22 protein-coding genes are annotated in these 22,906 nt (G+C 58.2%); 12 read left to right on the top strand and 10 right to left on the bottom strand.

Going from position 1 to position 22,906, the window contains the following annotated elements:
* Positions 1-13: 13 nt before the first annotated feature.
* Positions 14-598 carry a GNAT family N-acetyltransferase gene (locus BH682_RS28715; RefSeq protein WP_075834975.1) on the bottom strand — a complete coding sequence of 195 codons (585 nt, stop codon included), beginning with the start codon at positions 596-598 and terminating at the stop codon, positions 14-16.
* On the bottom strand, positions 598-1,953 hold the full coding sequence (locus BH682_RS28710) for a glycosyltransferase family 87 protein (RefSeq protein ID WP_029256727.1): 1,356 nt from the start codon (positions 1,951-1,953) through the stop codon (positions 598-600). The genes BH682_RS28715 and BH682_RS28710 overlap by 1 nt, the downstream gene beginning before the upstream one ends.
* A gap of 210 nt (positions 1,954-2,163) precedes the next feature.
* Between BH682_RS28710 and rpsF the strand changes: the two genes are divergently transcribed.
* The 10 genes from rpsF to BH682_RS37355 all read left to right on the top strand — a co-directional run bounded on the left by rpsF (position 2,164) and on the right by BH682_RS37355 (position 14,114).
* Positions 2,164-2,451 carry a 30S ribosomal protein S6 gene (gene rpsF, locus BH682_RS28705; protein WP_003941237.1) on the top strand — a complete coding sequence of 96 codons (288 nt, stop codon included), beginning with the start codon at positions 2,164-2,166 and terminating at the stop codon, positions 2,449-2,451.
* Between the two features lie 64 nt (positions 2,452-2,515).
* The gene (locus BH682_RS28700) at positions 2,516-3,040 is read left to right on the top strand and encodes a single-stranded DNA-binding protein (RefSeq protein ID WP_003941248.1); all 525 of its coding nucleotides are present in this window, start codon (positions 2,516-2,518) and stop codon (positions 3,038-3,040) included.
* 39 nt (positions 3,041-3,079) lie between these two features.
* Entirely contained in the window at positions 3,080-3,322 is a 243-nt protein-coding gene (gene rpsR, locus BH682_RS28695; protein WP_003941245.1) for a 30S ribosomal protein S18, read from the top strand.
* Positions 3,323-3,340: 18 nt separating this feature from the next.
* Positions 3,341-3,796 (top strand): 50S ribosomal protein L9, encoded by a 456-nt coding sequence (gene rplI, locus BH682_RS28690; protein WP_007735531.1) that lies wholly within the window; start codon positions 3,341-3,343, stop codon positions 3,794-3,796.
* A 507-nt stretch (positions 3,797-4,303) separates the two neighbouring features.
* A complete protein-coding gene (gene dnaB / locus BH682_RS28685) occupies positions 4,304-6,961 on the top strand; it encodes a replicative DNA helicase (protein WP_075834973.1) in 2,658 nt (885 codons plus the stop codon).
* Between the two features lie 594 nt (positions 6,962-7,555).
* A complete protein-coding gene (locus tag BH682_RS28680) occupies positions 7,556-8,275 on the top strand; it encodes a TnsA-like heteromeric transposase endonuclease subunit (protein ID WP_050656542.1) in 720 nt (239 codons plus the stop codon).
* 176 nt (positions 8,276-8,451) lie between these two features.
* Entirely contained in the window at positions 8,452-10,341 is a 1,890-nt protein-coding gene (locus BH682_RS28675; protein ID WP_232354226.1) for a Mu transposase C-terminal domain-containing protein, read from the top strand.
* A 110-nt stretch (positions 10,342-10,451) separates the two neighbouring features.
* Entirely contained in the window at positions 10,452-11,498 is a 1,047-nt protein-coding gene (locus tag BH682_RS28670; protein ID WP_223304567.1) for an AAA family ATPase, read from the top strand.
* A gap of 19 nt (positions 11,499-11,517) precedes the next feature.
* Complete coding sequence (locus BH682_RS28665; RefSeq protein WP_075834967.1) at positions 11,518-13,839, top strand: TniQ family protein; 2,322 nt, start codon at positions 11,518-11,520, stop codon at positions 13,837-13,839.
* A gap of 32 nt (positions 13,840-13,871) precedes the next feature.
* Positions 13,872-14,114: a LysR family transcriptional regulator gene (locus tag BH682_RS37355; protein WP_075834965.1), complete on the top strand. Its 243-nt coding sequence runs from the start codon at positions 13,872-13,874 to the stop codon at positions 14,112-14,114.
* Between the two features lie 244 nt (positions 14,115-14,358).
* Here BH682_RS37355 and BH682_RS37350 read toward each other — a convergent pair whose 3' ends face one another.
* From BH682_RS37350 to BH682_RS28630, 6 genes are all read right to left on the bottom strand, one after another.
* Positions 14,359-14,673 carry a helix-turn-helix domain-containing protein gene (locus BH682_RS37350; protein ID WP_442971968.1) on the bottom strand — a complete coding sequence of 105 codons (315 nt, stop codon included), beginning with the start codon at positions 14,671-14,673 and terminating at the stop codon, positions 14,359-14,361.
* 88 nt (positions 14,674-14,761) lie between these two features.
* Positions 14,762-15,055, bottom strand: a complete 294-nt coding sequence (locus BH682_RS36815) for a DUF3089 domain-containing protein (RefSeq protein ID WP_223304569.1) — start codon at positions 15,053-15,055, stop codon at positions 14,762-14,764.
* A gap of 8 nt (positions 15,056-15,063) precedes the next feature.
* Positions 15,064-15,405 carry a helix-turn-helix domain-containing protein gene (locus BH682_RS37345; RefSeq protein ID WP_075834960.1) on the bottom strand — a complete coding sequence of 114 codons (342 nt, stop codon included), beginning with the start codon at positions 15,403-15,405 and terminating at the stop codon, positions 15,064-15,066.
* A 225-nt stretch (positions 15,406-15,630) separates the two neighbouring features.
* A complete protein-coding gene (locus tag BH682_RS28640) occupies positions 15,631-16,524 on the bottom strand; it encodes a haloalkane dehalogenase (RefSeq protein ID WP_223304568.1) in 894 nt (297 codons plus the stop codon).
* An 81-nt stretch (positions 16,525-16,605) separates the two neighbouring features.
* A complete protein-coding gene (locus BH682_RS28635; RefSeq protein ID WP_075834957.1) occupies positions 16,606-17,061 on the bottom strand; it encodes a nuclear transport factor 2 family protein in 456 nt (151 codons plus the stop codon).
* A 28-nt stretch (positions 17,062-17,089) separates the two neighbouring features.
* The gene (locus tag BH682_RS28630) at positions 17,090-17,557 is read right to left on the bottom strand and encodes a nuclear transport factor 2 family protein (RefSeq protein ID WP_190287629.1); all 468 of its coding nucleotides are present in this window, start codon (positions 17,555-17,557) and stop codon (positions 17,090-17,092) included.
* A 587-nt stretch (positions 17,558-18,144) separates the two neighbouring features.
* On the opposite strand from BH682_RS28630, the gene BH682_RS28625 reads away from it, so the two are divergent.
* The gene (locus tag BH682_RS28625) at positions 18,145-19,188 is read left to right on the top strand and encodes an alcohol dehydrogenase catalytic domain-containing protein (RefSeq protein ID WP_083954736.1); all 1,044 of its coding nucleotides are present in this window, start codon (positions 18,145-18,147) and stop codon (positions 19,186-19,188) included.
* Positions 19,189-19,279: 91 nt separating this feature from the next.
* On the top strand, positions 19,280-20,164 hold the full coding sequence (locus BH682_RS28620; protein ID WP_190287630.1) for an MBL fold metallo-hydrolase: 885 nt from the start codon (positions 19,280-19,282) through the stop codon (positions 20,162-20,164).
* 381 nt (positions 20,165-20,545) lie between these two features.
* On the opposite strand, the gene BH682_RS28615 is transcribed toward BH682_RS28620, so the two are convergent.
* Positions 20,546-21,997 carry an aldehyde dehydrogenase gene (locus tag BH682_RS28615; protein ID WP_075834949.1) on the bottom strand — a complete coding sequence of 484 codons (1,452 nt, stop codon included), beginning with the start codon at positions 21,995-21,997 and terminating at the stop codon, positions 20,546-20,548.
* A gap of 35 nt (positions 21,998-22,032) precedes the next feature.
* Complete coding sequence (locus tag BH682_RS28610) at positions 22,033-22,857, bottom strand: mycofactocin-coupled SDR family oxidoreductase (RefSeq protein ID WP_075834947.1); 825 nt, start codon at positions 22,855-22,857, stop codon at positions 22,033-22,035.
* Between the last annotated feature and the right edge of the window lie 49 nt (positions 22,858-22,906).

Genomic DNA, 22,906 nt, shown 5'->3' with positions numbered 1-22,906 from the left:
GTGCAGGTGATCGCTAGTTTCGGGTACGTGTCTCGAGCTGAGGTGCGATGGTCGGCCAATCGTCGTCGGTCATCGCGAACAGCGCTGTTGTACGCCAACTGCCATCGGCGCGGCGTCGGTGCTTGCGCAGCAGGCCCTCGAACTGAGCGCCGAGCTTTGCGATCGCGGCCCTGGACTGTTCGTTGAACTCGTCCGTGTGCCACTCGACGCGTGCGGCTTCGAGCTGGTCGAAGGCGTGACGAAGCAGGAGCAGCTTCGATTCGGGATTGATCCCGGTTCCCTGAACCGATCGCGACAACCACGTGTATCCGATTGCAAGACTGCGGTTTACCGGGTCGATCTGGTACATGGACGTGGTGCCGACCACGGCGTTCGTCGCGATGTTCACCTGCGCGAAGGCGATCCGATTAGGGTCGTCGGTTGCTGCAGCGATGTACTTCTGTGCCTGTTCCCGATCGGTGATGGGCGATGCGGTCCAACGAAAGATCGCCGGGTCGTCGGCAGCAGCGAGCAGAGCGTCGGTGTGCGCGACGCCCAGGGGTTCGAGTCGGACACGATCACCGGTCAGCGTCGGTGATTCGAACCATGATGCAGTCATCAGGCGTGCTCCCGTGAGTGAGTCGGAAGGTTGTTGTCGGAGTTCGCAATCTGATCGGTCCCACCGGCAAGCGGATACCGCAACGGGACTCGCAGGAACAGGAAGAAGAACACGGCGAGCAGGACGACGTGGCCCCACACGCTCGCCTGGACGACGGCTTCGTACTTGCTCGGATCGAGATTCATGTCCAGTTGGTAGAAGTACCGGAAGATGCCGATACCCAACGCTGCGTCGGCGATCAGATAGGCGACGATCCAGAACCACCGGATCTTGAACAGTACGAGGAAAGGCAGGATCCACAGTGTGTACTGCGGTGAATTGACCTTGTGCAGCAACACGAATCCGCACAGCATCGCGGCACTGACTGCAATCCACGGAAAGTAGCCGTCGCGGACGTAGCGGCGCCAACCCAGATACATCGCGAGCGCGAACGACAACAGGATCATCACCGGAGACAGGATGCTCACCAGTGCGTCGTAGTCGGCGTTGAGTTCGCGAACTCCGAAACCGTAGAAGGGGCGCAAACCCCAGAACCACACCGAGTTGGTGGTGATGTCCGCGCTTCGCTTCTCCTGGAAGCTGAACGACGCGCGCCAGCCTTCGTAGGAAATGAGGGCGAACGGCAGGTTGACGAGGACGACGGTGACGATCGCCGCGCCCGCCGTCATCAGCGCTCCACGAACGTCGTAGCGCTTGCCTTCGGTGCCGCGTAGAAGCACGTAGGCCATGAGCGGCAGCACGAACATTCCCGGGTACAGCTTCAAACAGAAACCGATCGCCAGGATGACGGCCGCCAGAACCGCGCGAGTTCGCAGCGGGATCCGCTCGAACGTCATCAGGAAGATCGCGCCGACGCTGGTGGCCACCACCGGGAGCTCCCAGTTGTGGAATGCGTACAGAACCAGGGGCGGAGTCGCCGACCACACGAGCGCGTACGCGCCGCTCATCTTGCCGAGCATCCACGCCGTGAGCAGTCCGAAAGGAGCCAGGATGAGGGCCGAGTGCAGAAGGAAATCGGTGTCGGTGTGTGAGCCGATACCGCCCAGCCACATCAGAATTCCGCTGAGCACCGGGTATTCGACGGTTCCGCCGGTCAGGAATCCTTCGGGCGTTATCCCTCCGGTGACGAAGGGGAACAGATGCTGATCGATACCTCGTCCGAGCCAGAGCAACTGAATGTCGGAGTAGCAGACGTCGATGTTCTTGTTGACGTCGAAGTTCAGGCTTCGACCGTCGGGCGCGAACGGTGCACCGCCGCATCTGGCCTTGTTGAAATAGCCCAGCGCCATCGTCAGCCCGCACAATCCGACGACCAACGCCAGGATCGACGCCGGGGTCTTGCGGTCTGTTCGCATGATTCTCACCCTAGGGGGCGCAGTGGCTCGCGGGGTGATGCGTCTGCACCACGCGTCGCGCATCGACCTGGCGGTCTTCCCGGAGGGCCGGGACGATTTCCCTGGTCAAGGCCCCTCGTGTAACCTACGAGGGTTGCTGACGCAACGACCCTCCTGCCACGGATAGTCCGTGGCCGTTTTCACTTAGTCCACAGGAGGTGATGAGGTCTTATGCGTCATTACGAATTGATGGTCATCCTTGACCCCAGCCTGGACGAGCGCACTGTCGCTCCTTCACTGGATACGTTCCTCAATGTTGTGCGCCAGCACGGCGGCACGATCGACAAGGTCGATGTCTGGGGTAAGCGTCGTCTCGCCTACGAGATCCTGAAGCATGCTGAAGGTATCTACGCGGTGATCGACATCAACGCCACTCCCGCCACCGTCGCTGAGCTCGATCGTCAGCTCGGTCTGAACGAGTCGGTTCTGCGCACGAAGGTTCTGCGCCACAACAAGTAATTACTGTCGGTAGCGAGCTCTACTCTCGCGCCCAACGGTCTTACATCAATGCAGGAGGAACCACATGGCTGGCGACACCATCATCACCGTCATCGGAAACCTGACGGCTGATCCTGAACTTCGTTTCACCCCGGCGGGTGCCGCGGTTGCAAACTTCACGGTTGCTTCCACGCCCCGCACCTTCGACCGTAATTCCAATGAATGGAAAGACGGCGATGCGCTGTTCATGCGTTGCAACATCTGGCGCGAAGCAGCCGAGAACGTCGCGGAGAGCTTGACCCGTGGTTCACGAGTAATCGTGAGCGGCCGGCTCAAGCAGCGTTCGTACGAAACTCGCGAGGGCGAAAAGCGAACTGTCGTCGAGCTCGAAGTCGATGAAATCGGTCCTTCACTGAAGTACGCCACGGCAAAGGTCAACAAGGCCAACCGTGGTGGCGGCGGTGGAGGCGGCAACTTCGGCGGTTCCTCCGGCGGATCGGGTGGCGGACGTCCGAGCGCTGCACCTTCGGGTGGAGACGATCCTTGGGGCAGTGCGCCTCAGGCTTCGGGCTCCTTCGGTGGTGCGGGCAGCGACGAACCGCCCTTCTGATCCGTACCTGATCAGGAACATCCAGAAAAGAGCAAAGACATGCCGAAGCCGCCCTTGCGCGACAAGGTTATGAAGAAGAAGGTCTGCACCTTCTGCAAAGAGAAGAACACGCAGATCAACTACAAGGACACGACGTTGCTTCGTAAGTACGTCAGCGATCGCGGAAAGATCCGTGCTCGCCGTGTCACCGGCAATTGCGTCCAGCACCAGCGCGACGTTGCCATTGCCGTCAAGAACTCACGTGAGGTAGCACTGCTGCCTTACGCCACCGTGGCTCGCTAAGGAAAGGGAGGAAAGAACATGAAGCTCATCCTCACCGCTGACGTGGACAACCTCGGTGCGCCTGGCGACACCGTGGAGGTCAAGGACGGCTACGGCCGTAACTACCTGCTCCCCCGCGGACTGGCAATCGTCGCCACCCGTGGCGCCGAGAAGCAGGTCGAGGGCATCCGTCGTGCACAGGAAGCGCGCGCTGTGCGCGGCCTGGATCACGCCAAGGAGCTCAAGGCAGCTATCGAGGGCCTCGAGTCCGTAACGCTGACGGTCAAGACCGCCGGTGGCTCGGGCAAGCTCTTCGGTTCGGTTACCGTCGCTGACGTCGCTGCTGCGATCAAGGCTGCCGGTGGACCGGTTGTCGACAAGCGCTCCATCGTGTTGCCGAAGGCTCACATCAAGAACACGGGCAAGCACGCCGTGGTCGTGAACCTGCACCCCGATGTGGTTGCCAAGTTCAACCTGAACGTCGTCGGCGCATAGTCGACTGTTCGTCTCGCCGGGCCCCGCACACTTCGGTGTGCGGGGCCCGACGTTTGTTTCGGGGTGCGGTGTGCCGCCTGTCAGCGTCCCGAATCGGACCTGGGGATAACTCTCACACTGTGATGTTCGACTTGGTGATCAGTGACGAATCGGGCGAGGCAACACGCCCGACACGCCGACGCGCCGACTGTGGAAAAACTATTTTCATCAACAGGCCTGTGAAATTGTGGATAGCCATCTACCTGGTCTTTTGTAGCTACTAGGCAAAGTAGTCCCCAAATGCTCCACAGGCGGTGCACACCGTGGGGCGGGAGTTTCCACAAAGCATCCACAGGTTTATCCACAGTCCGGTTTGTATGCGGACCTACTAGTCCCTAACGTCATCTCGGCGTCTATCTACAGCCCGGCCGAATGCGGCTAGGGGATGTCGGTGGGGGCAGGTACAAATGATGAGGGCGCTGCGGTTTCTGGCAGTGTCGTCGAGTGTTTTACGGGAAGGTCTCGCTTGTGGCTGTTGTAGATGATCGAGGACCTTCCGACTTCTCAGGGCCGGACTACCCGGGCCCTCCCGAGGCCGAGCCCGACCAGGAGTTCGGACGCCAGCCACCTCAGGACATGACTGCCGAGCAGTCGGTGCTCGGCGGCATGCTGCTGAGCAAGGACGCCATCGCTGACGTCCTCGAGGTACTGCGTCCGGGTGACTTCTACCGGCCCGCCCACCAGTCCGTCTACGACGTGATCCTGGACCTCTACAGCCGTGGCGAGCCCGCCGACCCGGTGACGGTCTCCGCCGAGCTCGACCGTCGAGGTGAGCTCCGCCGTATCGGTGGTGCTGCCTACCTGGTGACGCTGACCCAGACAGTGCCCACAGCCGCCAACGCCGCCTTCTATGCCGAGATCGTGGCCGAGAAGTCCGTGCTGCGTCGTCTGGTCGACGCCGGTACTCGCATCGTCCAGTACGGCTACGCCGGCACCGAGGGCCAGGACGTGGCCGAGGTTGTCGACCGCGCGCAGGCCGAGATCTTCGAGGTCACCGAGCGTCGAACCACCGAGGACTTCGTACCCCTCACCGAGCTCCTCCAGCCCACGATGGACGAGATCGACTCCATCGCCAGCCGCGGCGGAATTTCCCTCGGTGTGCCCACCGGATTCAAGGATCTCGACGAGATCACCAACGGCCTTCACGCTGGTCAGATGATTATCGTCGCGGCCCGTCCTGGTGTGGGCAAGGCGCTTGCCCTCGATACTCCCCTCGCGACGCCTAGTGGCTGGACCACGATGGGTGACGTTGCTGTCGGCGATCTGTTGATCGACAACCACGGCAAGCCGACGCGGGTTGTTGCCGCTACCGACGTGATGGTTGACCGTCCTTGCTACGAGGTCGAGTTTTCCGATGGAACAGTGTTGGTGGCCGACGAGCAGCATCAGTGGTTGACGGAGACGCGTGCTTCGCGCCGTTCAGCGCAGAACGCCAAGACAGGTTACAACCGCTATAAGAATCAAAAGACATTCGCCGAGGTCCGAACCACGGCGGAGATCGCATCGACGGTGCGATGCGCAACGGCGGATGGCCGCGTTAATCACTCTGTCGTGAATGCCAAGCCGCTCGACCTACCAACGCAGGATCTCCTTGTCCCGCCCTACACACTTGGCGCTTGGCTAGGTGACGGTTCTACTGCCTGTGCACAATTCACCACTGCTGATCCCGAGATCATCATGTTGATCGAGGCCGAAGGCCTGGTTGCAGTTCCGTCCAAGTCGGCGCATTTGCGCTACAGCCTTAAATTAGCCCCGGAAGATCCCGTCGCTCCGCGCGATTGCGTTGTGTGCGGAAAGAGCTTCGTGCCGTTCACCAGTCAGGTGCGAACGTGCGGTCAATCATGCGGCGGCAAAGCACGTTTCATGTCTGACCCTGTACCTGCGCCAACCTGTTCACACTGTGGTGGACCTTCGATCGGGCTGCGACTGTGCCAGAAGTGCCGCAATGAGTACGGCACGGTTCAAGGACGCCTACGTACGGTCGGTGTTCTGGGCAACAAGCACATCCCTGTCCAGTATCTCCGTGGGTCCGAGGCACAGCGTCGTGCGGTTCTTGCCGGGCTTCTCGACACTGATGGAACTGTGACTGCCGGTGGCTCCGTTCAGTTTTCGGTAACCAACGAGCGCCTCGTCCGCGATGCCCAGGAATTAGTGGTCAGTCTTGGCTATCGCTGCCAAATGAGCACAAAGCGAGTCAACGGTCGCACCGAGGCTTCGTCGACTGCATTCACCTTGACCTTCTCGACTGATGACGAAGTGTTCGGTCTTACGCGGAAAGCGATGCTGCACAAGGAGCGTCGAGCGAGTAAAGGCATTGCGCGCAGCGGGTCGCGCTACATTGTCGATGTTCGACCAATTGCGAGTGTTCCGGTTCGCTGCGTCGAGGTCGACAACGCCGACCACATGTACCTGGCCGGTCATTCGATGGTCCCGACGCACAATTCCACGCTCGGAATGGATTTCCTGCGTTCCTGCTCCATCACGCACGGCATGGCCAGCGTCATGTTCTCCCTGGAAATGAGCAAAACCGAGATCGTCATGCGTCTGCTGTCCGCAGAGGCAAAGATCAAGCTCGGCGACATGCGCTCCGGAAAGATGACCGACGACGACTGGACCAAGCTCGCGCGTCGCATGAGTGAGATCAGTGAGGCGCCGCTATTCATCGACGACTCCCCCAACCTCACCATGATGGAAATTCGCGCAAAAGCGCGGCGACTCAAGCAGAAACACGACATTCGCCTGATCGTGATCGACTACCTCCAGCTGATGAGCTCGGGTAAAAAGGTCGAGTCCCGTCAGCAGGAAGTCTCCGAATTCTCCCGTAGCCTAAAGCTTTTGGCGAAGGAGCTCGAAGTTCCGGTTGTCGCGATCTGTCAGCTCAACCGTGGTCCCGAGCAGCGAACCGACAAGCGTCCCCAGGTCGCCGACCTTCGTGAGTCCGGTTCACTCGAGCAGGACGCCGACATGGTGATTCTGCTGTACCGCCCCGACGCGACCGAGCGAGACGATCCCCGTGGCGGTGAAGCCGACCTGATTCTGGGTAAGCACCGTAACGGCCCGACCGCGACAATCACTGTGGCGCACCAACTTCACCTGTCCAAGTTTGTGGACATGGCCCGGGGATAGTGGCTGCCTGTAGATTCCGGATCTAAATGACAGATTCCGGACCTATATATTCCGTATTTGGCATAGTTACGTCCTATATGTCATTTTTGGACTTGTTTTGGTAACGGTCGCGAAGCTCTTGCGGGCATGCAGTGCCGTTGTGTAGCGATAAACATCAGGTGGCTCGGTTGCCTTGGTTTTGCATCCGTGATTGGGGATGTCCGGTTGGGTGTGTTTAATCATCGGTGGTCGCATGCATGCCAGTGTCTGGAGAACTCAATACAGACTGGATCGGCGACCGTCAGGTTCTGTGGGCGACGCAGTGACCTCGAATGGCGATGGATGAACCTCCAGGCTTGCGCCGAATTAGCTCGCTGTGCCGAAGCAAGTTTAGAGCAAATTTCGAATCAATTTGTTGCGCATACTTGTCAATTACTTGCTTCTGCAACGCAATAAAGTCTATCGACAAGTGAAATGTCCCTTCTATCATAGGGATTGCTGCGTTGGGGTCGTGAATTTTGTTGGCCGGCTTGCTGAGTCGGCAGTATCCGGCATGATGATTTTTCTGGTTTAGGCCCAGATGGTGTGCTGTAATTGATTACAGCGAGGCTAGTCATGGACGGGTACGGCGGCGATCCAATCATTCGGATCTTGGATGGCGATTCGATAATTGAGTCGCCGTTGAGTTGTGTGTCGGTAGACGAGATTGCCGCCGCGCGCCCCATCCGCGCCTTGTCGTGGTACTCCGGTCAGCGGAGTTTCCCGGGGTGGTATTGGTCATCGACGGTGGGGGAGCATGTTCCGTACGACTCGCGTTTAGAGCTCGCACGGCTTTTGCTAGCCGACTTCGATTGCTCTGTGGAAATCATTGTTGCGCAGCCCTTTCAGCTTGTCGGGGAAATTGGGTGCAAGCTGTGTCGGCATGTCCCTGATTTTCTGCTGGTACGTGGGGATCGGACTGTCACGGTAGTGAACGTCAAGACTGCGATGGCACTTGAAAAAGCAAAAGTACGAAGAACATTCGAGTGGGTTACGAGAGTCTTGTCCGGACGGGGTTGGGATCACGAGGTGTGGACGGGAAGCAATTCGACGTTCCTCGCGAATGTGCGGTTTCTCGCAGGGTTTCGCCGCGAGCACTACCCGGTTGCCCTATTGGAGGCTATCGAAGGCGGAGCCCCAGGCCACAATTTTCCTGAAGCCGAACTGGCGGTCGCCCCTCGCTGGGATCGGAGAGAAGTGCGTGCAGCGATCCTGCACCTTCTTTGGTTGCACAGGCTCGTAGCCGATCTGGATGTGCCCTTGTCGACCCGCACTGTTCTGGAGGCGCCGCCATGATGGTCAGTACAGCTGCCTTGAGGATCGGAACGAGGATTCAACGGGATGGCCAGTTGTGGACTGTGGGAGAGTTGCATGCGAATCGTGTGCAGCTTCGATCCGGGTCTGCGGCGATTGTGGTCTCGGTCGATGAGTTGGTTGATGATCCGCATACCGGATTTGTTGATTGCCAGTCATTGGGGAGCAACGATATTGGCGCAACAATCGATGACCTGACCGCCGCGCAGAGGCAGCAGTGGCTCGAGGTGGTCGGTCACGTACACGAGGTGCTCACTGGATTTCGATCGGGCGAGGCCGCGGATGCCCGCGCTGGTGAACCCCGCAGTTGCTACCTCCCCGACGTCGAAATGGATGTCCGATACCGGGCGAAGGCCGAAGAGATCGGAAAATCAGTCAGGACGATAGCTCGCTGGGTGCACAAATATCGGTGCGAAGGTTCCGGCGCACTCGTCGATCACCGTCGCACCCGAACGAAGGGGGTGCTCGACTCCTGCGATCGGCGCTGGGTAGAGATGTGCTCGACTGTCAGCGCGGAGTTGATCTCCGAAGCCAGTCATTCGAAATCCTACGTTCTGCGTATTGTCCAGGGCCGCTTGATCGACGAGTTCGGACCCGGAGTCGTGACGGTCCCGAAGAAGACAGCCGCATATCGCGCTCTTGATGAAATAACTAAGGGCACCAACATGTTCCGCGGAAGCGCGAAGGGTCGACGAGAGATCGCCACCCGCCCTGACGGGGTATACGGTCAGCTTCGAGCAACTAGGCTCGGTGAGTACGTCATTCTCGATACGACTCGTTTGGACGTATACGCCATGGAGAAGGTCACCTATCGCTGGGTGAATACCGAACTCACGGTTGCGATCGACCTGTACGGGCGGATCGTGTGCGGACTTCGGCTCGCGCCCATATCCACTCGCAGTATAGATGTCGCATCCGTGCTCTACGAGGTGATCTGTCCGCGCTCCGAGTCGGATCCGAAGGTCATGCCGTACATAGGGTTCCCCGAGTCTCTGCTGGTGCCGACTAGTTCCGAACCCGATCCTCCCGGCGCTGCGTCGATACCGATCGAGTGCGTCGTCATCGACCATGGCCGCGTCTACATGTCCCAGCACGTCAGGTCGGTCTTGGAGCGATTCGGTATTTCGATTCAACCGGTTCGTCTCTACCAGGGGTCGGACAAAGGACCATTGGAACGGTGGTTCCGCACATTGAGGGAAGGCTTGCTCGAACACCTCGACGGATACAAGGGCCCGGATGTGTACTCGCGAGGTAAGGACGCCGAAGTGGGTGCCTTCTACTTCGTCGATGAACTTGAGCAGATCATCCGGAACTGGATCCGTACCGTTTATCACCGACGCCCTCACAAAGGGCTGGTCCTTCCCTCGGCTCCGCGGCTGGAGCTTTCCCCCGAGATGATGTACGAGATCGCGATATCCACCACCGGGTTCCGCCGAATACCGACCAGTCCCGACGCCGTGTACGACCTACTTCCCATTTCATGGCGCAAGATCCATCACTACGGAATCGACTTCCACAAACTTATCTACAACGACGCTGTTCTCGTCGACTTCGCTAACGCGACAAGCCCATTTCGGGGTTCACATCCCGGCAAATATCCCATCCGATACGACCCCGGCGACATCAGCGCTATCTACTTCCAACATCCGCATCACCGAACTTGGCATCGAATCGAATGGATACACGCCGCCTCTGTACGGGCGCCGTTCAGTCTCGATGCGCTCGACATCGCACGCAAGTTAGCTACCCGCCGCCATCCCGACAGGTTTCCCGACGACAAGTTGGCGCTCACGGAACTACTGAGACGGTGGAGTCGATCGACAACGACAGATCGACGTGAACGCAAAGTTGCTCTGCAACAGTACGACGACTACGCGAGCCTACTGCGTCGTGATCTGGACACCCGCGACGCCGCCGCGTCGCCCATGCCCACAATCGCCGAGCAGATGGACGAGCAGGTCTCAGACGATGACGATGCCGCAGACCTCGACGAAGAGAAGCTAAGCGAGGACGACTACTACCTCGACGCGATGGAGATCCTGGAATGAAAACCCAACGCAGACAGCAGCAAATAGAGCCACAAGCAGACCCGTCACCATTGTGCAGGAAAGAAGGATGGTCCCGCTGGGCCGAGGCACCGGCCCCGAAGAAGCCACCGGTGTTGACGACCTCGGAGCTCAAAAGCCTGAGCAGCGACGAATTGTTCGAGTACGACGAGCGACGAAGAAATTGGCACGCGAATATCGGACCTCTGGCCACACCGCAAATGATCGAGGCCCATGAGTCTTTATGGGAGATCGTCGACAGTAACAGGCAAAGCGCTGGCCATCCGCGAGGCGCAGTCGCTATCGACGCGTATCCAGGTCTCGGTAAGACCACGATCGCTGACAGCTTCGGCTTCGAGTTCCACCGCATCCTCAAACGCCGCCATGGACCCCGCACGGATGCAGGGCACGACCGCATTCCGGTCTGCTGTATCGGTCTGACTTCGAACACGACCATGCGCCAGCTCAACGTCAAGCTGTGCAGATTCTATGGACACCCTGGAAAGACTGGGAGTGCATACGCTTTCGCCGATCAAGCATTGGACTGCATCCTCTCGTGTGACACTCGACTGGTCATCGTCGACGACGTCCATTTCCTCAACATGCGAAACAAGGACGGACTGGCGATCGTCAACCACTTCAAGTCGCTCGCCAACGAATTCCCGGTTACGTTCTTGTTCGTCGGAGTGGACCTGCGCGGCCGCGGGCTGATGACCGAAGGTCTCAGCGCTGCCGGGACTTCTCGCGCGCAAACCGCGCGCCGTTGGACACGCATCCCCGTGCTGCCCTTCGAGATATCGAGCCAGGTGGGCCGCAAGAACTGGCATCGTCTGCTCTTGGGGATCGAGAAGAACATCGTTCTGTCGAATTCGCACCCCGGAATGATCGCGGACGAGTTGTCCAACTACCTCTTCGCTCGGAGCACCGGACACATCGGATCATTGATGACCCTCATCACCAGAGGCTGCTACCGGGCCATGCAGAGCGGGGAGGAAAAGTTGACCGCCGATCTCATGGACCATGTCAAGAATGACGAGGCATCGGAGCAGGCGCGCCTTCAACTCCAATCGTCCTTCGATCTGGGGTTCTTGACTACGAACCCAGTTCAGCGCGGTCGTACACACCGACCTCGCCGCGGACAGCGAGGTAACGCAGCGTAAGTGCCGAAACGAAAAGCTCATGACTGCAATACCGCGCACGATCCCCATCCGATTCCAGCCCGTAGTAGGGGAGTCCCTCGAGAGCTGGTTGTGGGCCTACGCCCATCGACTGCGGGTCAAGCCAATCGAGTTGCTCGACGCACTACAACTCGTACACTCTCGCTTGAATACGTTCCCCGACTGCACAGTGCGGTTGCTCCCTTCTGAGCTCAACGACCTGTCGACGATTACCGATATCGATGCCGGCATCTTCCGCGCAATGACTCTCGATCGATTCCACAAGCGGGTGCTGTTCGTGCGAGATGACAAACCGCGATCCATCGACCGCTACCACCTCTGGGCTCGTCCCACCGGATCTCGATTCTGTCCGTACTGTCTGGCCGACTCGGGTGGAAGGTGGCAACTCGCTTGGCGACTTTCCTGGACATTCGCCTGCGCCGAGCATCGGTGCCTGCTCCTCGACCGGTGCCCGTCGTGCGGGGCCATCCCGCGTGGCTACCAGGGGGTCGGGTATCTCGTCGCGCCCGGTTGCTGCACTGCCAGGCTTGCCGGACAACATCGCTCGGCACGGTGCCGAACAAATCTGAAGAAAGTGAAGGCGCCGATCCTTCGCAGCGGGAGAGTGCTTCGCGCACAGGACTGGATCAACACACGAATTGACGGATCAGAGCCAGACTCCGCGGTTCGCGACGCACTTGTCGATCTCAGTTCGATAGTGGGAAGGATCTTCAACCAGCATCGCGCGGACCTGCTGTACGGCATCGGGAAACGGTTCGGTGACGCGTTCACCAATGCCGAGAAGTCCGGGAATATCAAGCTCCATCGGTCCACCTTTCCCATAGTCGATTCGACCCTGACAGCCGGTGCCCTCACCGTCGCCGTCGAGGCGCTTGACGTGATCGATCGAGGAGAGACGTCGCGCGCGGTCAAGTCGATCGTCGCACGCGACCACGAGAGCCGGTGGGGCACCGCTCCGAGCAACTACTTCACGGAATGGAACTTCGGATCAGAGCGCTTGCGTACAGCAGTGATACAAGCCCACTCGGCGCGATTCACCAACGTGGACGGACTGCGCTATCGCATCGCAACTCCCACGCCACGCGTTCCCCGAAGTACCCGAGAATTCGCTGCCCGGCACATCAAGATCCCGCAGATGTGTTGGCGTAATACAGCACTCGCACTCAATCCAGGCGTGAATCCGAAAGTGTTCCGGCCCGCGCTGAGCGTTGCGCTGTTGCTCCCGGGTAGTCCTGGGCGCGATATCGCGCCGTCGTCGGCGAAACTAGAGAATCCTTTCGCCAGACGTGTCAGCCAAGTGCTCCGACAATTGAAGAAATGCACAGGCGCCGCCGGTGTGCAAGCGATCTGCGCGTTGGCCGACTACTTGGATTCGATCGAACCGATCATCGACTATCAACGTCGACGTCGACTAATCGGACCGAACTTGCTCCCACCAGGGAGGTGGAAACGATTGTGTGGCCGAGTCGGTTTCGAGTCAGGCCGTGACAGGCGAGACAAACTCGCCCGCTCCTACCTCTACTCGCTACTGAGCGGCAACGCTCTGGATGCCGCTCCAGAGCCGTTCGGGTTAGCGAGACCCTACGAACGGGCGGGATACAACACCTTCCTCTATTGCATGACGTCGGAAATCTATGCAGCACTCAATGAATACGCACACGAGTACCTTGTTGATCGCGGAATCGACGGCGAACCCCTCACATGGGAGCCGCCTATCGAGATTTTCTCCGGTCTCGCACTTCCCGGCCCCGGACCCGACTCGATCGACTGGCACACGGTGCACGAGCAGATCGACAACGGCGACCCAACCTGCTCGGTGCTCGCACACCGTCTCGGTACCAGCGAAGAGCACGTCTGCTGTCTCCTGGCCGATCATCCGCGTCCCCCGAAGCCTCCGTCGCCGAGGACAGTCGCATCTGCCTCCGCCCGCTACATCGAGGTACAGAACGCGCTACCGCCTCGAACGTTTGCCGACCTCGCACAAGACGGATACACGTCCGTTCGCGGGATCTCGGCGCGCACAGGTATTAGCCGCCAACTAGTCGCGCGCAGGATGCGTGAGATCGGAATCGCAGTTCCTGAACCAGGAGGCCGCGCCAGAGTGATCGTCAACCGAGAGTGGTTGTGGCGGAGATACATCGACAATCACCGCACCACCGGGCAGATCGCGACTGAACTTGGCACCACGCCACCGACGGTACAAAGGCTCCTCGCCTCGCATGAGGTCCCCCACGGCCGCGCGGAGGGGCGAGCCACATCGCGCATCTCCGAATCCGCGACGATGCACCCCGGGGCTATCCGGAACCACTCAAGCTCACCCTGACCGGGCAAGGCGCGTGGACCCGACTCGCACGGTTGGATGCCATTGTGCGCTGTCGCTCATTCAGAGGCGCAGCAGCAGCCCTCAAGGCCGATCAAAATGTGTTGTCGACGCAAGTAGCGCGACTTGAAAAGGAGACAGGGTGCAAACTCCTCGAGCGCAACAACGGAATACACTCCGTGGTTCCGACGCAGAATGGGCGGAAACTGATTGCGCAGCTTCACCAATTTCGGCGCAATGGAAGCAGGCAATTAGGATCTATCACGCAAAGTGTGTAAGCGCCGTCATCAACCAGTTGCTAACAGGTTCGTCAACATCTGTGAAACAGATGAAGCAATGCGATGCCTATGTCGCTGACACGGGACGTTGTCAAGAAGTATCGAATGAAGACCGCACCATGACGATGCAGGCACGCACCGCGATCGTCCACCTGTCCGCGCCGATTTTCTCGACGAAGACGTTGGTGAGCGTGGTTTAGGTGGGCAGGCCTGCGGTCGCGTCGGCATCGCTAACTTCGGAGCTTTACGGGCGGAGGCCGATGCCTTGCTCCTCCAGATAGGAGTCCAGTTCAAGGAACTGGAGTACTTGCTTGCGGATTTGCTCAATGTTCTTGCCATTGTCGGGCCGGGCCGCACATTCGACTCGGTCCGCCATCGTGGAGGCGCCTGTCAGGTCGGCCAAGTTGCAACCGGTGGCCATCGCGACGGCGAGTAGCTCGTTCGCCTTCGCGGGCCGCGTGCCGTCGATGATGCGGGAGAGAGTGGCGTTGGAGATGCCGGCCCTGGCAGCGAGTTGCCGTTGGCTCGTGAAATGAGCGGCGCGCCTTGCCTCCTCGATCCGCCCGCCGATCGAGAGTGTCGTTATGTCGGTAGCCTCCTTGCTTAACTAGTCGGCAATCGAGTTCAGGGTAAGTCCAACGATGTCATCACGGCAAGAAACGTGCGCTTTCCCTCTCGCGACTGTCTGAGTACGCGAGATCGAGCGGCCCGTCCAAACCGCCCAAGGCGGGAACCATTCCGGGGAGGGAGACCTGTCGGTACACCGGTGCGAACACCCTGCAGATGTCAGAGAACCGGGCTGCTTGGAATCTCGCGATCGACTGCACTTCCGGCGATGCTGCAGGATCGGCACTGATCGCAACCTGATTGCTGACTGTCGGATAGAGGTAGAAGCAGTCGACGGGTCTGTCGGTTGCACTGTCTGCCGTCGGCGGTTGGATCTCACCGGTCAGGAGATCGGTGGCGTCGGAGGGGAGATCGCACGGGTCGGAAGTGAGGCCGGGGCTGCAACCCAGCCGAGAATCATCGCCGCAATTTCATTTCTGTTACTCGCTTCGAGCTTACGCAGCGTGTTTCGCACATGGAAACGCACGGTATTTACCGAAATGAAAAGATCATCTGCAATGGCTACATTAGACTTACCCTTACTGACAGCGAATGCTATTTCTCGTTCTCGTCTTGTGAGTCGGCTGCCAATATTGCTGCCCGAGAAGGAAGTCGGCCGATCGTTGACCAAAGTGAGCGCTTCGCTAAGGAGTGTACGACACCGGTTTCTTCTTTCCTCGTCCATCGGGGATTGGAGATGAATTTGTAGTGCCAGTAGGATTCCCCTAACTGCCTCTAGGTTTACGTGCGTGGAGTTTTTGTTTGATTCTGAGGGCGGGTGACGTTCCTCTGCGGTTCTTGTCGACATTCCAGAAGATATATCACGAGAATTTAAAGTACCGGGCATGCTATCTCAGTTACAGGGAAGTGAACTATCAAAATTTTCGTTTTGGCCTCGAATCATTTCAAGTTACTTTGAATTACAAATACTCTTTCTGGTTCGTGAGTACCAGTCAGCAATTGCGCGTCCGACTTCCTCGGGGGCGTCTTCTCGAACAAAGTGCTTGGCTTTGACTGTCACAACTTCCTGGTTGCTCCATTGTCTCACCCATTTCCGAATCTTCCCGGTAACTATGAATCCTGGATCCGCGTCGATGAAAAGTTTCGGAATATCGGTGTCGGGGAGCCAATCCGCATAGCTGGCGATAATCTTGTCTACGTCAGCTGGGTGACCTTCGAATGGGATTTCGCGTGGCCAGCTGAGTGTGGCTCTCCTTGCTTCGCCAGAGTCAAGGAAGGGACGTCGATACTCATCCATTTCTTCCTCTGAGTATTCCCTAAGTGTGCCGTTTGGCATTGTATATTCTACGAAGAAGTTGCTGTTCAGAATCATAGCTTCGCCCTCATTGGTACGAAGCGCAAGAAAATTGGCCAATCCGTCGTCGGGGATCGGGAATTCGTCGCGGGTCCAGGCGCACGGTATCGATTCGGTGTGTACTATTCCTGCTGTTCGTGCCTGATTTCGGTAGGCCCAATCAAACGCCAGTGCAGAACCCCAGTCTTGCCCTACTACGACTACTCGATCGCCGATATCGATTTTTTCGTACAACGCGTCTAGGTATCTTCGGTGATCGACGAATCTGTAACTGCTCGGGCCGGTGTTAGGCAGCTTCCCTGAATCTCCCATTCCGATCAAATCTGGAGCGATGCACCTTGCGTGAGGAGTAAGGTAAGGAATTATATTCCGCCAGATGAACGACGATGCAGGGTTGCCGTGGAGTAAGAGAATTGTGTCCCCGACGCCTTCGTCGATGTAGCTCATCTGTGTTCCGAGTACGTCAACGCTTTTCTTTTCGTACTGCAAATCAACCGCCTATATGTTCGTATCATCTCGGTAGATTAGTTTTCGGAAAATTTGTGAAGAGGTGCCGTCGTTCGATCGGTCCTATATCGCGGCGACGACCGTAGGGGAGGCAGTCTTGGCTGCTCCCTGTGGCGGGGAGTCGAACAGGGCTTCTTTTGTGTGCAGGAAGTCGAGGTACTCGTGAATCAGCACAATTTTTCCATCCCGTACCTCGATAAGGAAATGAAATAGATTGTTGTAACTACGGCCGTTGGCTAGTGGTCCGAAGCATTCCGTCTCCACAGCGACAAAATCACCTTCGGCGATCATCGATCTGACCTCGTGTCGGATTCCGTTTGGCAAGAGCGACGCCATGGCAGGGAATAACGCCAAGTATTCGTACTTGCCCATGACCTTTGGAAGAGGAAGACTCTCGTTTCTACTCATGAGGTGGATTTGGGCATCCTCTGCGAGCATGGGTTGTGAGCTGGCGCCACTCATATCCGAGTAGGCAATTATGTAGTTGCGTACGATCTCTTTATTTTCGGTCGTCGACATTTGCTTCCAACTCTCATCAGGCGTTGAATTATTGAGCAGGCAAGGGCTGGAATTCGGAAGTTAGAATTACTTCGCCGGTGCTCAGATTTGTTGGAACCGAGAGGTGTTGATGGGTGACCTGCCACTGGCCGTCAGTTTTGACGAAAACATCCGTCGCTCTGATGATGAAGTTGAGTGGTCCTCCTGTGGAGTCCGAAATGTAATTCTGGATACTGAAGGCGTACGCGACAGTCTCTCCTGCAACAACGTCGAGTTCAAGTATGCGTGTCCTGATGTTGGATACGTTCTTGAATTGTTCTCCGATTTCTTCGGTTGCTGCTGTGCGTCCGCGGAATCGCCCGGGTCCAAAGTCGTAGTAGACGGCATCGGCAGACCAGAGTTGGGTGATGGCGTGTACATCTTGCGCTGCTGCCATCTGGATTTCGAGGTCAACGATCGTCTTTTCGTCATCTGACAGGTTGCTGGCGTCGATGGGGTTGGTGGGGACGGTGGTCACTTCTGATCTCCTTGGGGGTTTCGTGGTTTTGATGCTTACGAGTTGTGCTGCCTCGTTGGCAGTTTGCGAATCGTCATGGCATCCCATGAGGTCATGGACAGGAAGGTCCTCGACGGGTTGCGGCGAGTTGACGTCCGGCCGTAGTAGGACGGCAGGGTGAGGTCGTACTAGTCGAAGTGCAGGCGAGCGGCTCGACCAACTATTTGGAATCGCGTGTTACTTCTCTGACTATGACGTAGACCACTCAAAGTGTCAACAGCTGACTTTTTGGACGGCAGACGGCGATCTGCCGGCGAAGGGCGGGCTAGCCTGTCTAACAATGGATTTAGTCGACTCGTGTACCAACCTGCGATGGTGGTTTTTGCCCAGCCATTGGGAGCGTGAACGTGAATGGCTGCATGCAACCAACTGTTGACAGTACTCTGAAACCTGTGTGAATCTTTCTGAACCCGGTCCTCATCACGCGGGGATGGTGTCCGCAGACCTAGCGGGCGCGAGGCATCCAATGTCCGCCCGTGATTCCTTCGCTGGGGGCTTGTGGAAAGACTCGCGGAGGCCGAACTCGACATGCCCGACGAAGGGATGAAATGCCAGAGAAAATGTCTGCCTACCGGATCGTCGAACCTGGAGGTCGCGGCCAATGGGACGAGGTCGATATTCCTACGGCAGGGCCTGGCGAGATTGTCATCAAGGTCGATGCCGCCGGTCTGTGCCGAACCGATCTGGAGATGATGGATCGCGGAGCCTCGTACTCGCCCTGGATTGGTCCCTTCACTCTCGGCCACGAGAACGCAGGCGTAATTACTGAAGTCGGACAGTCGGTTCACCGACTGTCGGTGGGGCAGTCGGTATTGGTCACGGCAAACAGTAGCTGTGGTCTCTGCCGCACGTGCATGTCCGGTAAGGACGCATTCTGCGTAGACCGCCCACCCAACTATGGATATGCCGACAACGGTGGGCTCGCACCGTTCATGAAAGTGCGTGCGCGAGATGCGATGGATTGTGGCTCGCTCAATCCTATTGCCGCAGCACCGCTGGCGGACGCCGGGTCCACAGCATACGGCGCAATTTTGGATGTCAGACCCTATGTGCGAGATGACGGTTCGGTGTTGGTCATCGGAATAGGGGGTGTAGGGAGCACCGTCGTGCGGTTACTTCGAGCGCTTACGAGCGTCGAGGTGATTGCCGTAGATCACCCAGACAAGATGGAATTCGCTGCGCAATGCGGCGCACATCACTTCGTGCCCACCACCGAGTCGACAGGTGAAGGCGCAGGGAAGGTGATGGCTATGACGGGTGGGCGAGGCGTTGAGGCGACCATCGACGTTGTCGGGTCAGATCAATCCCTTGCTTTCGCAGGCGCAGTTACGGCATCACTGGGCGCGATTTCCATTGTCGGCCTCACTGGAGGGACTTATCAATACGGCTGGACCAGCCAGGCATTGGGAGTTCGCTTGTTTTCCTCATGCACAGCGTCGTTGAACGAACTTCAAGAATTGATCCGGATATTCGAACGCACGGGAATGGAAATCGAAACCAGCAAGTATCGATTCCAGGATCTGGAGAAGGCCTACGAAGATCTACGCGCGGGCACAGTAGTCGGGCGCGCAGTTATCGATTTCGACCAGTAGTCATAGGCGATCTCCCTGCAGGCTCTAACCAGCCATCGGGCGGAGCTTACTTTCACGAGCAATGCTCTGTCAACAGAACTTGGAGAACCGTGTGAAAGACCTCGGCAACATCGCACTCGCCGTGCTGCACGAATGGCAAGGAAGCTTCATGACCCGTGAAGCACTATTTCCCGGAGTCGATCGGTCCGTGTGGGAGGAGGGGGAGAGTTGGCTGGCACCCGACTTCTGGGAACCGCAGTCAGAGGCGATGCCCATGTTTTTTTCGACGTATTTGATCGAGAGTGATGGCCGGAAAATAGTGGTGGACACCGGTGTCGGCAATGACAAGAAGCGCCTATTCCCGCAATTCACCAATATGAAGACCAATTTCCTCGACCGGATGGCAGAGGCAGGATTCGGTCCCGACCAAGTGGATTTGGTGGTGTGCAGTCATCTGCACTCTGACCACGTCGGATGGAACACAAAACTGGTAGATGGCGAATGGGTCCCTACCTTTCCCAATGCGAGATATCTTCTGCCGCAACGTGATTTTGACTTCTGGAATCCGGAGAGCGGATACCGAGCTCGCGGGGCGGCTGCAGCCGAGGGCGTATTCGAAGACAGCGTGCTGCCCCTCGTGCAGCATGGCTTGGTCGATCTGTGGGACGGGGACACGTGTACCGTCGATTCGAACATCGTCTTGATCAGCACACCTGGGCACACACCCGGCAATGCAATTGTTTCGCTCGACACCGGTGTCGGTGAGGTATTGCTGGTAGGCGATTTGCTTCACAACGCGCTACAACTCGAACGACCGCATTTGCACTCGTGTTTCGACGAAGACTCCAGTATAGCTTCGGTGTCGCGCCGAGCGGTCCTCGCCCGCGCGGCGACCGAAGGGGCAATAGTAATGCCGAATCACGTTGGTGGCGAACAAGGTTGTGTGCTGAGGCAGTCCGGCTCACACTTTGATCTTGAATGGCGCAGCGTGATCTAGCGGTACAAATTGGCGTTTCTGAACAGCCGTGGTCAGGGAGTGGTGGCGCCTTCGGTCATCGAATTTGTTGTTCCGATGTGAGTAGAGGGATTGACGAGGCAGACGCTTCATTGGCGGCCCAACAGGGCACAGGTCTGCGATGGTCGTCTCCGAAGTCTCGGAGACGACCATCGCAACCAAGTACGGTCGCGCCTCATTTGCGAATATCCCAGCCGCTAGGTGGTCGTTTTTTCCGATCCACACTTCGAGCGCGACTTCCCGGGTTGGCCTCGCGCATTCCCATAGGTGCCTCATCCTGCTCGCCCGGCTACCGTCACCGGTTCCGGTGAGCGGCACAGCCCCATAATCCTGTGCGAGGGACAGGGATCCCCAGAGGGGAGATCAGTCGTCGAACAGGCTCTCGACGGAGGGGGCTAGGTTAACGGTCTTCAACTCGTAGAATGAGTTCAAGCCCTCACGGCCGGTGTCTCTTCCCAGTCCCGAGTTCTTCACCCCTCCGAACGGTGCCTCGGTGTTGTAGACGAAACAGTTGACGCTGAAGGTTCCAGATCGTACGGCGCGCGCAACCGAGACAGCCTTGTCGTCATCGGTGGTAAAAACAGCCCCATGCAGTCCATACTCGGAATCGTTGGCAATTGAAATTGCTTCGGGCAGATCACGGTAGGAGATGAGTGACGTCACCGGTCCGAAGATCTCTTCTTGGCAGATTTTCATCGAGTTGGCGGCCGAGCCGAACACGGTCGGCTCAACGAACCACCCTTTGGGCATGTCTTCGGGGCGCTTGCCTCCGGTCAGGACTTGTGCGCCCTCACCAATTCCGGAAGCGATATAGCGTTCTACCTGGTTCCTCTGACGTTCCGATACGAGGGGACCCATGACCGTGTCCGGATCGGTGGGGTCGCCAACGGTTATCGATCGAGCCTTCGCGACCAACGCATCTGCAAACTCGTCGTACCTGTTCGCAGGCAACAATATGCGACTCAAGGACGAACAAATTTGGCCACTGTTGGCAAAGGCGCCGCGAGCGAGGGATTCGATCGTCGTATCCAGGTCTGCGTCTTCTGCGACTATGGCCGCCGACTTGCCTCCAAGCTCGAGTTGAACGCGCTTGAAATCACGGCCGCACACCTCGCCGATCTGACGGCCGGCAGCAGTTGACCCCGTAAAGCTCACCTTGTCGACATCCGGATGCGCCACCAGTGCACGTCCGGTACCGACACCGCCTGTGATGAAGTTGAATACTCCTTCGGGAACACCGGCTTCGAGAAGCGCGGCCGCGAAGTAATAGCCGTCCAAGGGCGTTTCGGGGGCAGGCTTGTAGACCGTGCTGCACCCAGTGACGAGAGCTGGAATGGACTTGGTGAGGATCGAACCGAACGGGCCATTCCACGGAGCGATCGAGGCAACCACGCCCACGGGCTCTTTCAGGATGGCTGCAACTGTGCGCAAACGGCGGACTTCTCGGACTGGTTCGTCCCTGGCCACAGACAGAAAGAATCTGGCGGTGGCCAACGCACCCGGAATCTGGAGCTCGGCGACCCGCGCCGGCAGACCCATCTCGCTGGTAACGACACGACCGATTTCATCGGACTGCGCATCCAAGATCCTCAGCGCCTCTTCAAGAATGTCCGCTCGCTCCCCGACATCCATGGATCGCCATGCACCCTCGTCGAACGAATTACGCGCTGCCACGACAGCCGCGTCAACCGTTGCGGGCGTTACGTCGGGAACGCGTGCGATGACTTCTTCGGTTGACGGTGAGACCACGTCGATTGTTCCGGCGTCGGTGGGTTCGATCCAGTGGTTATTGATCAGTACTTTTCCGTATTGCACCGTTCGTCTCCGTTTTTCGCAGCTGATCTGTCAGGTCATCGGTTGAGGTAGCCGCCGTCGACCGGCAGCGTCACACCGGTGATGTATCGAGCTTCGTCCGATGCCAGAAAAACCATTGCGTTACTGATGTCGGCGGGATCGTTCAACCCGACGGGCATGGGTTTGCGAAAGTTTGCCGAGCCGGCGATATCTGGAAATTCGGCGGCGAAGGCTTGGTAACCCTCGTTGACCACCATTGGGGTATCTGTCCCGCCGGGATGGACGGTATTGACACGGATGAGGTTCTTCGCCAGTTGAGATGCGTACAGTCGCATCATGCCGACGACCCCGTGTTTGGCCGCATTGTAAGCAACCTGTCCTGGGAGCGTATTGAGGGCGAGGCTGCCGATACCGGCCGAGGAGCTGGTGATGAGGATTGAGCCGCCCTTGTCGCGTTCGATCATTCCGGGGAGACAGACTTCGATTGTGTGCCACACGCCTGTGAGCATCGTTGCGATCGCATCATGCCAGGCCTGCTCCTGCGAACCTTGCTGTAATACGGGCATGATGCCTGCGTTGGGAAGGACGGTGTCCACGTGGCCGAATTCGCGAATTCCGTTCTGGTAGGCCTCTTCCAAAGAGTTTCGGTCTCGAACATCGGCGACAGCGGTGATGATGCGACCACCTGCTGCGGCGACCAATGATGCCGTTTCGGCGAGGTCTTCCTTGGTGGACATCGGATAGAACACCGTAGGGATCTGTTCACAGATATCTACGGCGACAATTGCGGCGCCCTCCGACGCCATGCGTACGGCGTGCGATCGACCCTGACCGCGCGCTGCGCCGGTGATGAAAACAACTTTGCCGTCAAGTCGACCCATTTGTGCGTCGCCCTCCTATGAAATAGATCTTTTTTGAGCAGGTTCGGTG

This window comes from Rhodococcus sp. YL-1 (genome assembly GCF_001942025.1).
Taxonomy (GTDB): Bacteria; Actinomycetota; Actinomycetes; order Mycobacteriales; family Mycobacteriaceae; genus Rhodococcus_F; species Rhodococcus_F qingshengii.
The sequence above is the reverse complement of the archived record's forward strand: the minus strand, read 5'-3'. Positions and strand labels throughout refer to the sequence as shown.

Coding starts and splice junctions, on each gene's coding strand:
- BH682_RS28610 (WP_075834947.1), bottom strand. CDS start 22,857: ATGGGTCGACTTGACGGCAAAGTTGTTTTCATCACCGGCGCAGCGCGC.
- BH682_RS28665 (WP_075834967.1), top strand. CDS start 11,518: ATGACTGCAATACCGCGCACGATCCCCATCCGATTCCAGCCCGTAGTA.
- rplI (WP_007735531.1), top strand. CDS start 3,341: ATGAAGCTCATCCTCACCGCTGACGTGGACAACCTCGGTGCGCCTGGC.
- BH682_RS28635 (WP_075834957.1), bottom strand. CDS start 17,061: ATGTCGACGACCGAAAATAAAGAGATCGTACGCAACTACATAATTGCC.
- BH682_RS28625 (WP_083954736.1), top strand. CDS start 18,145: ATGCCAGAGAAAATGTCTGCCTACCGGATCGTCGAACCTGGAGGTCGC.
- BH682_RS28700 (WP_003941248.1), top strand. CDS start 2,516: ATGGCTGGCGACACCATCATCACCGTCATCGGAAACCTGACGGCTGAT.
- BH682_RS28710 (WP_029256727.1), bottom strand. CDS start 1,953: ATGCGAACAGACCGCAAGACCCCGGCGTCGATCCTGGCGTTGGTCGTC.
- BH682_RS28715 (WP_075834975.1), bottom strand. CDS start 598: ATGACTGCATCATGGTTCGAATCACCGACGCTGACCGGTGATCGTGTC.
- rpsR (WP_003941245.1), top strand. CDS start 3,080: ATGCCGAAGCCGCCCTTGCGCGACAAGGTTATGAAGAAGAAGGTCTGC.
- BH682_RS28680 (WP_050656542.1), top strand. CDS start 7,556: ATGGACGGGTACGGCGGCGATCCAATCATTCGGATCTTGGATGGCGAT.
- BH682_RS37345 (WP_075834960.1), bottom strand. CDS start 15,405: ATGGACGAGGAAAGAAGAAACCGGTGTCGTACACTCCTTAGCGAAGCG.
- rpsF (WP_003941237.1), top strand. CDS start 2,164: ATGCGTCATTACGAATTGATGGTCATCCTTGACCCCAGCCTGGACGAG.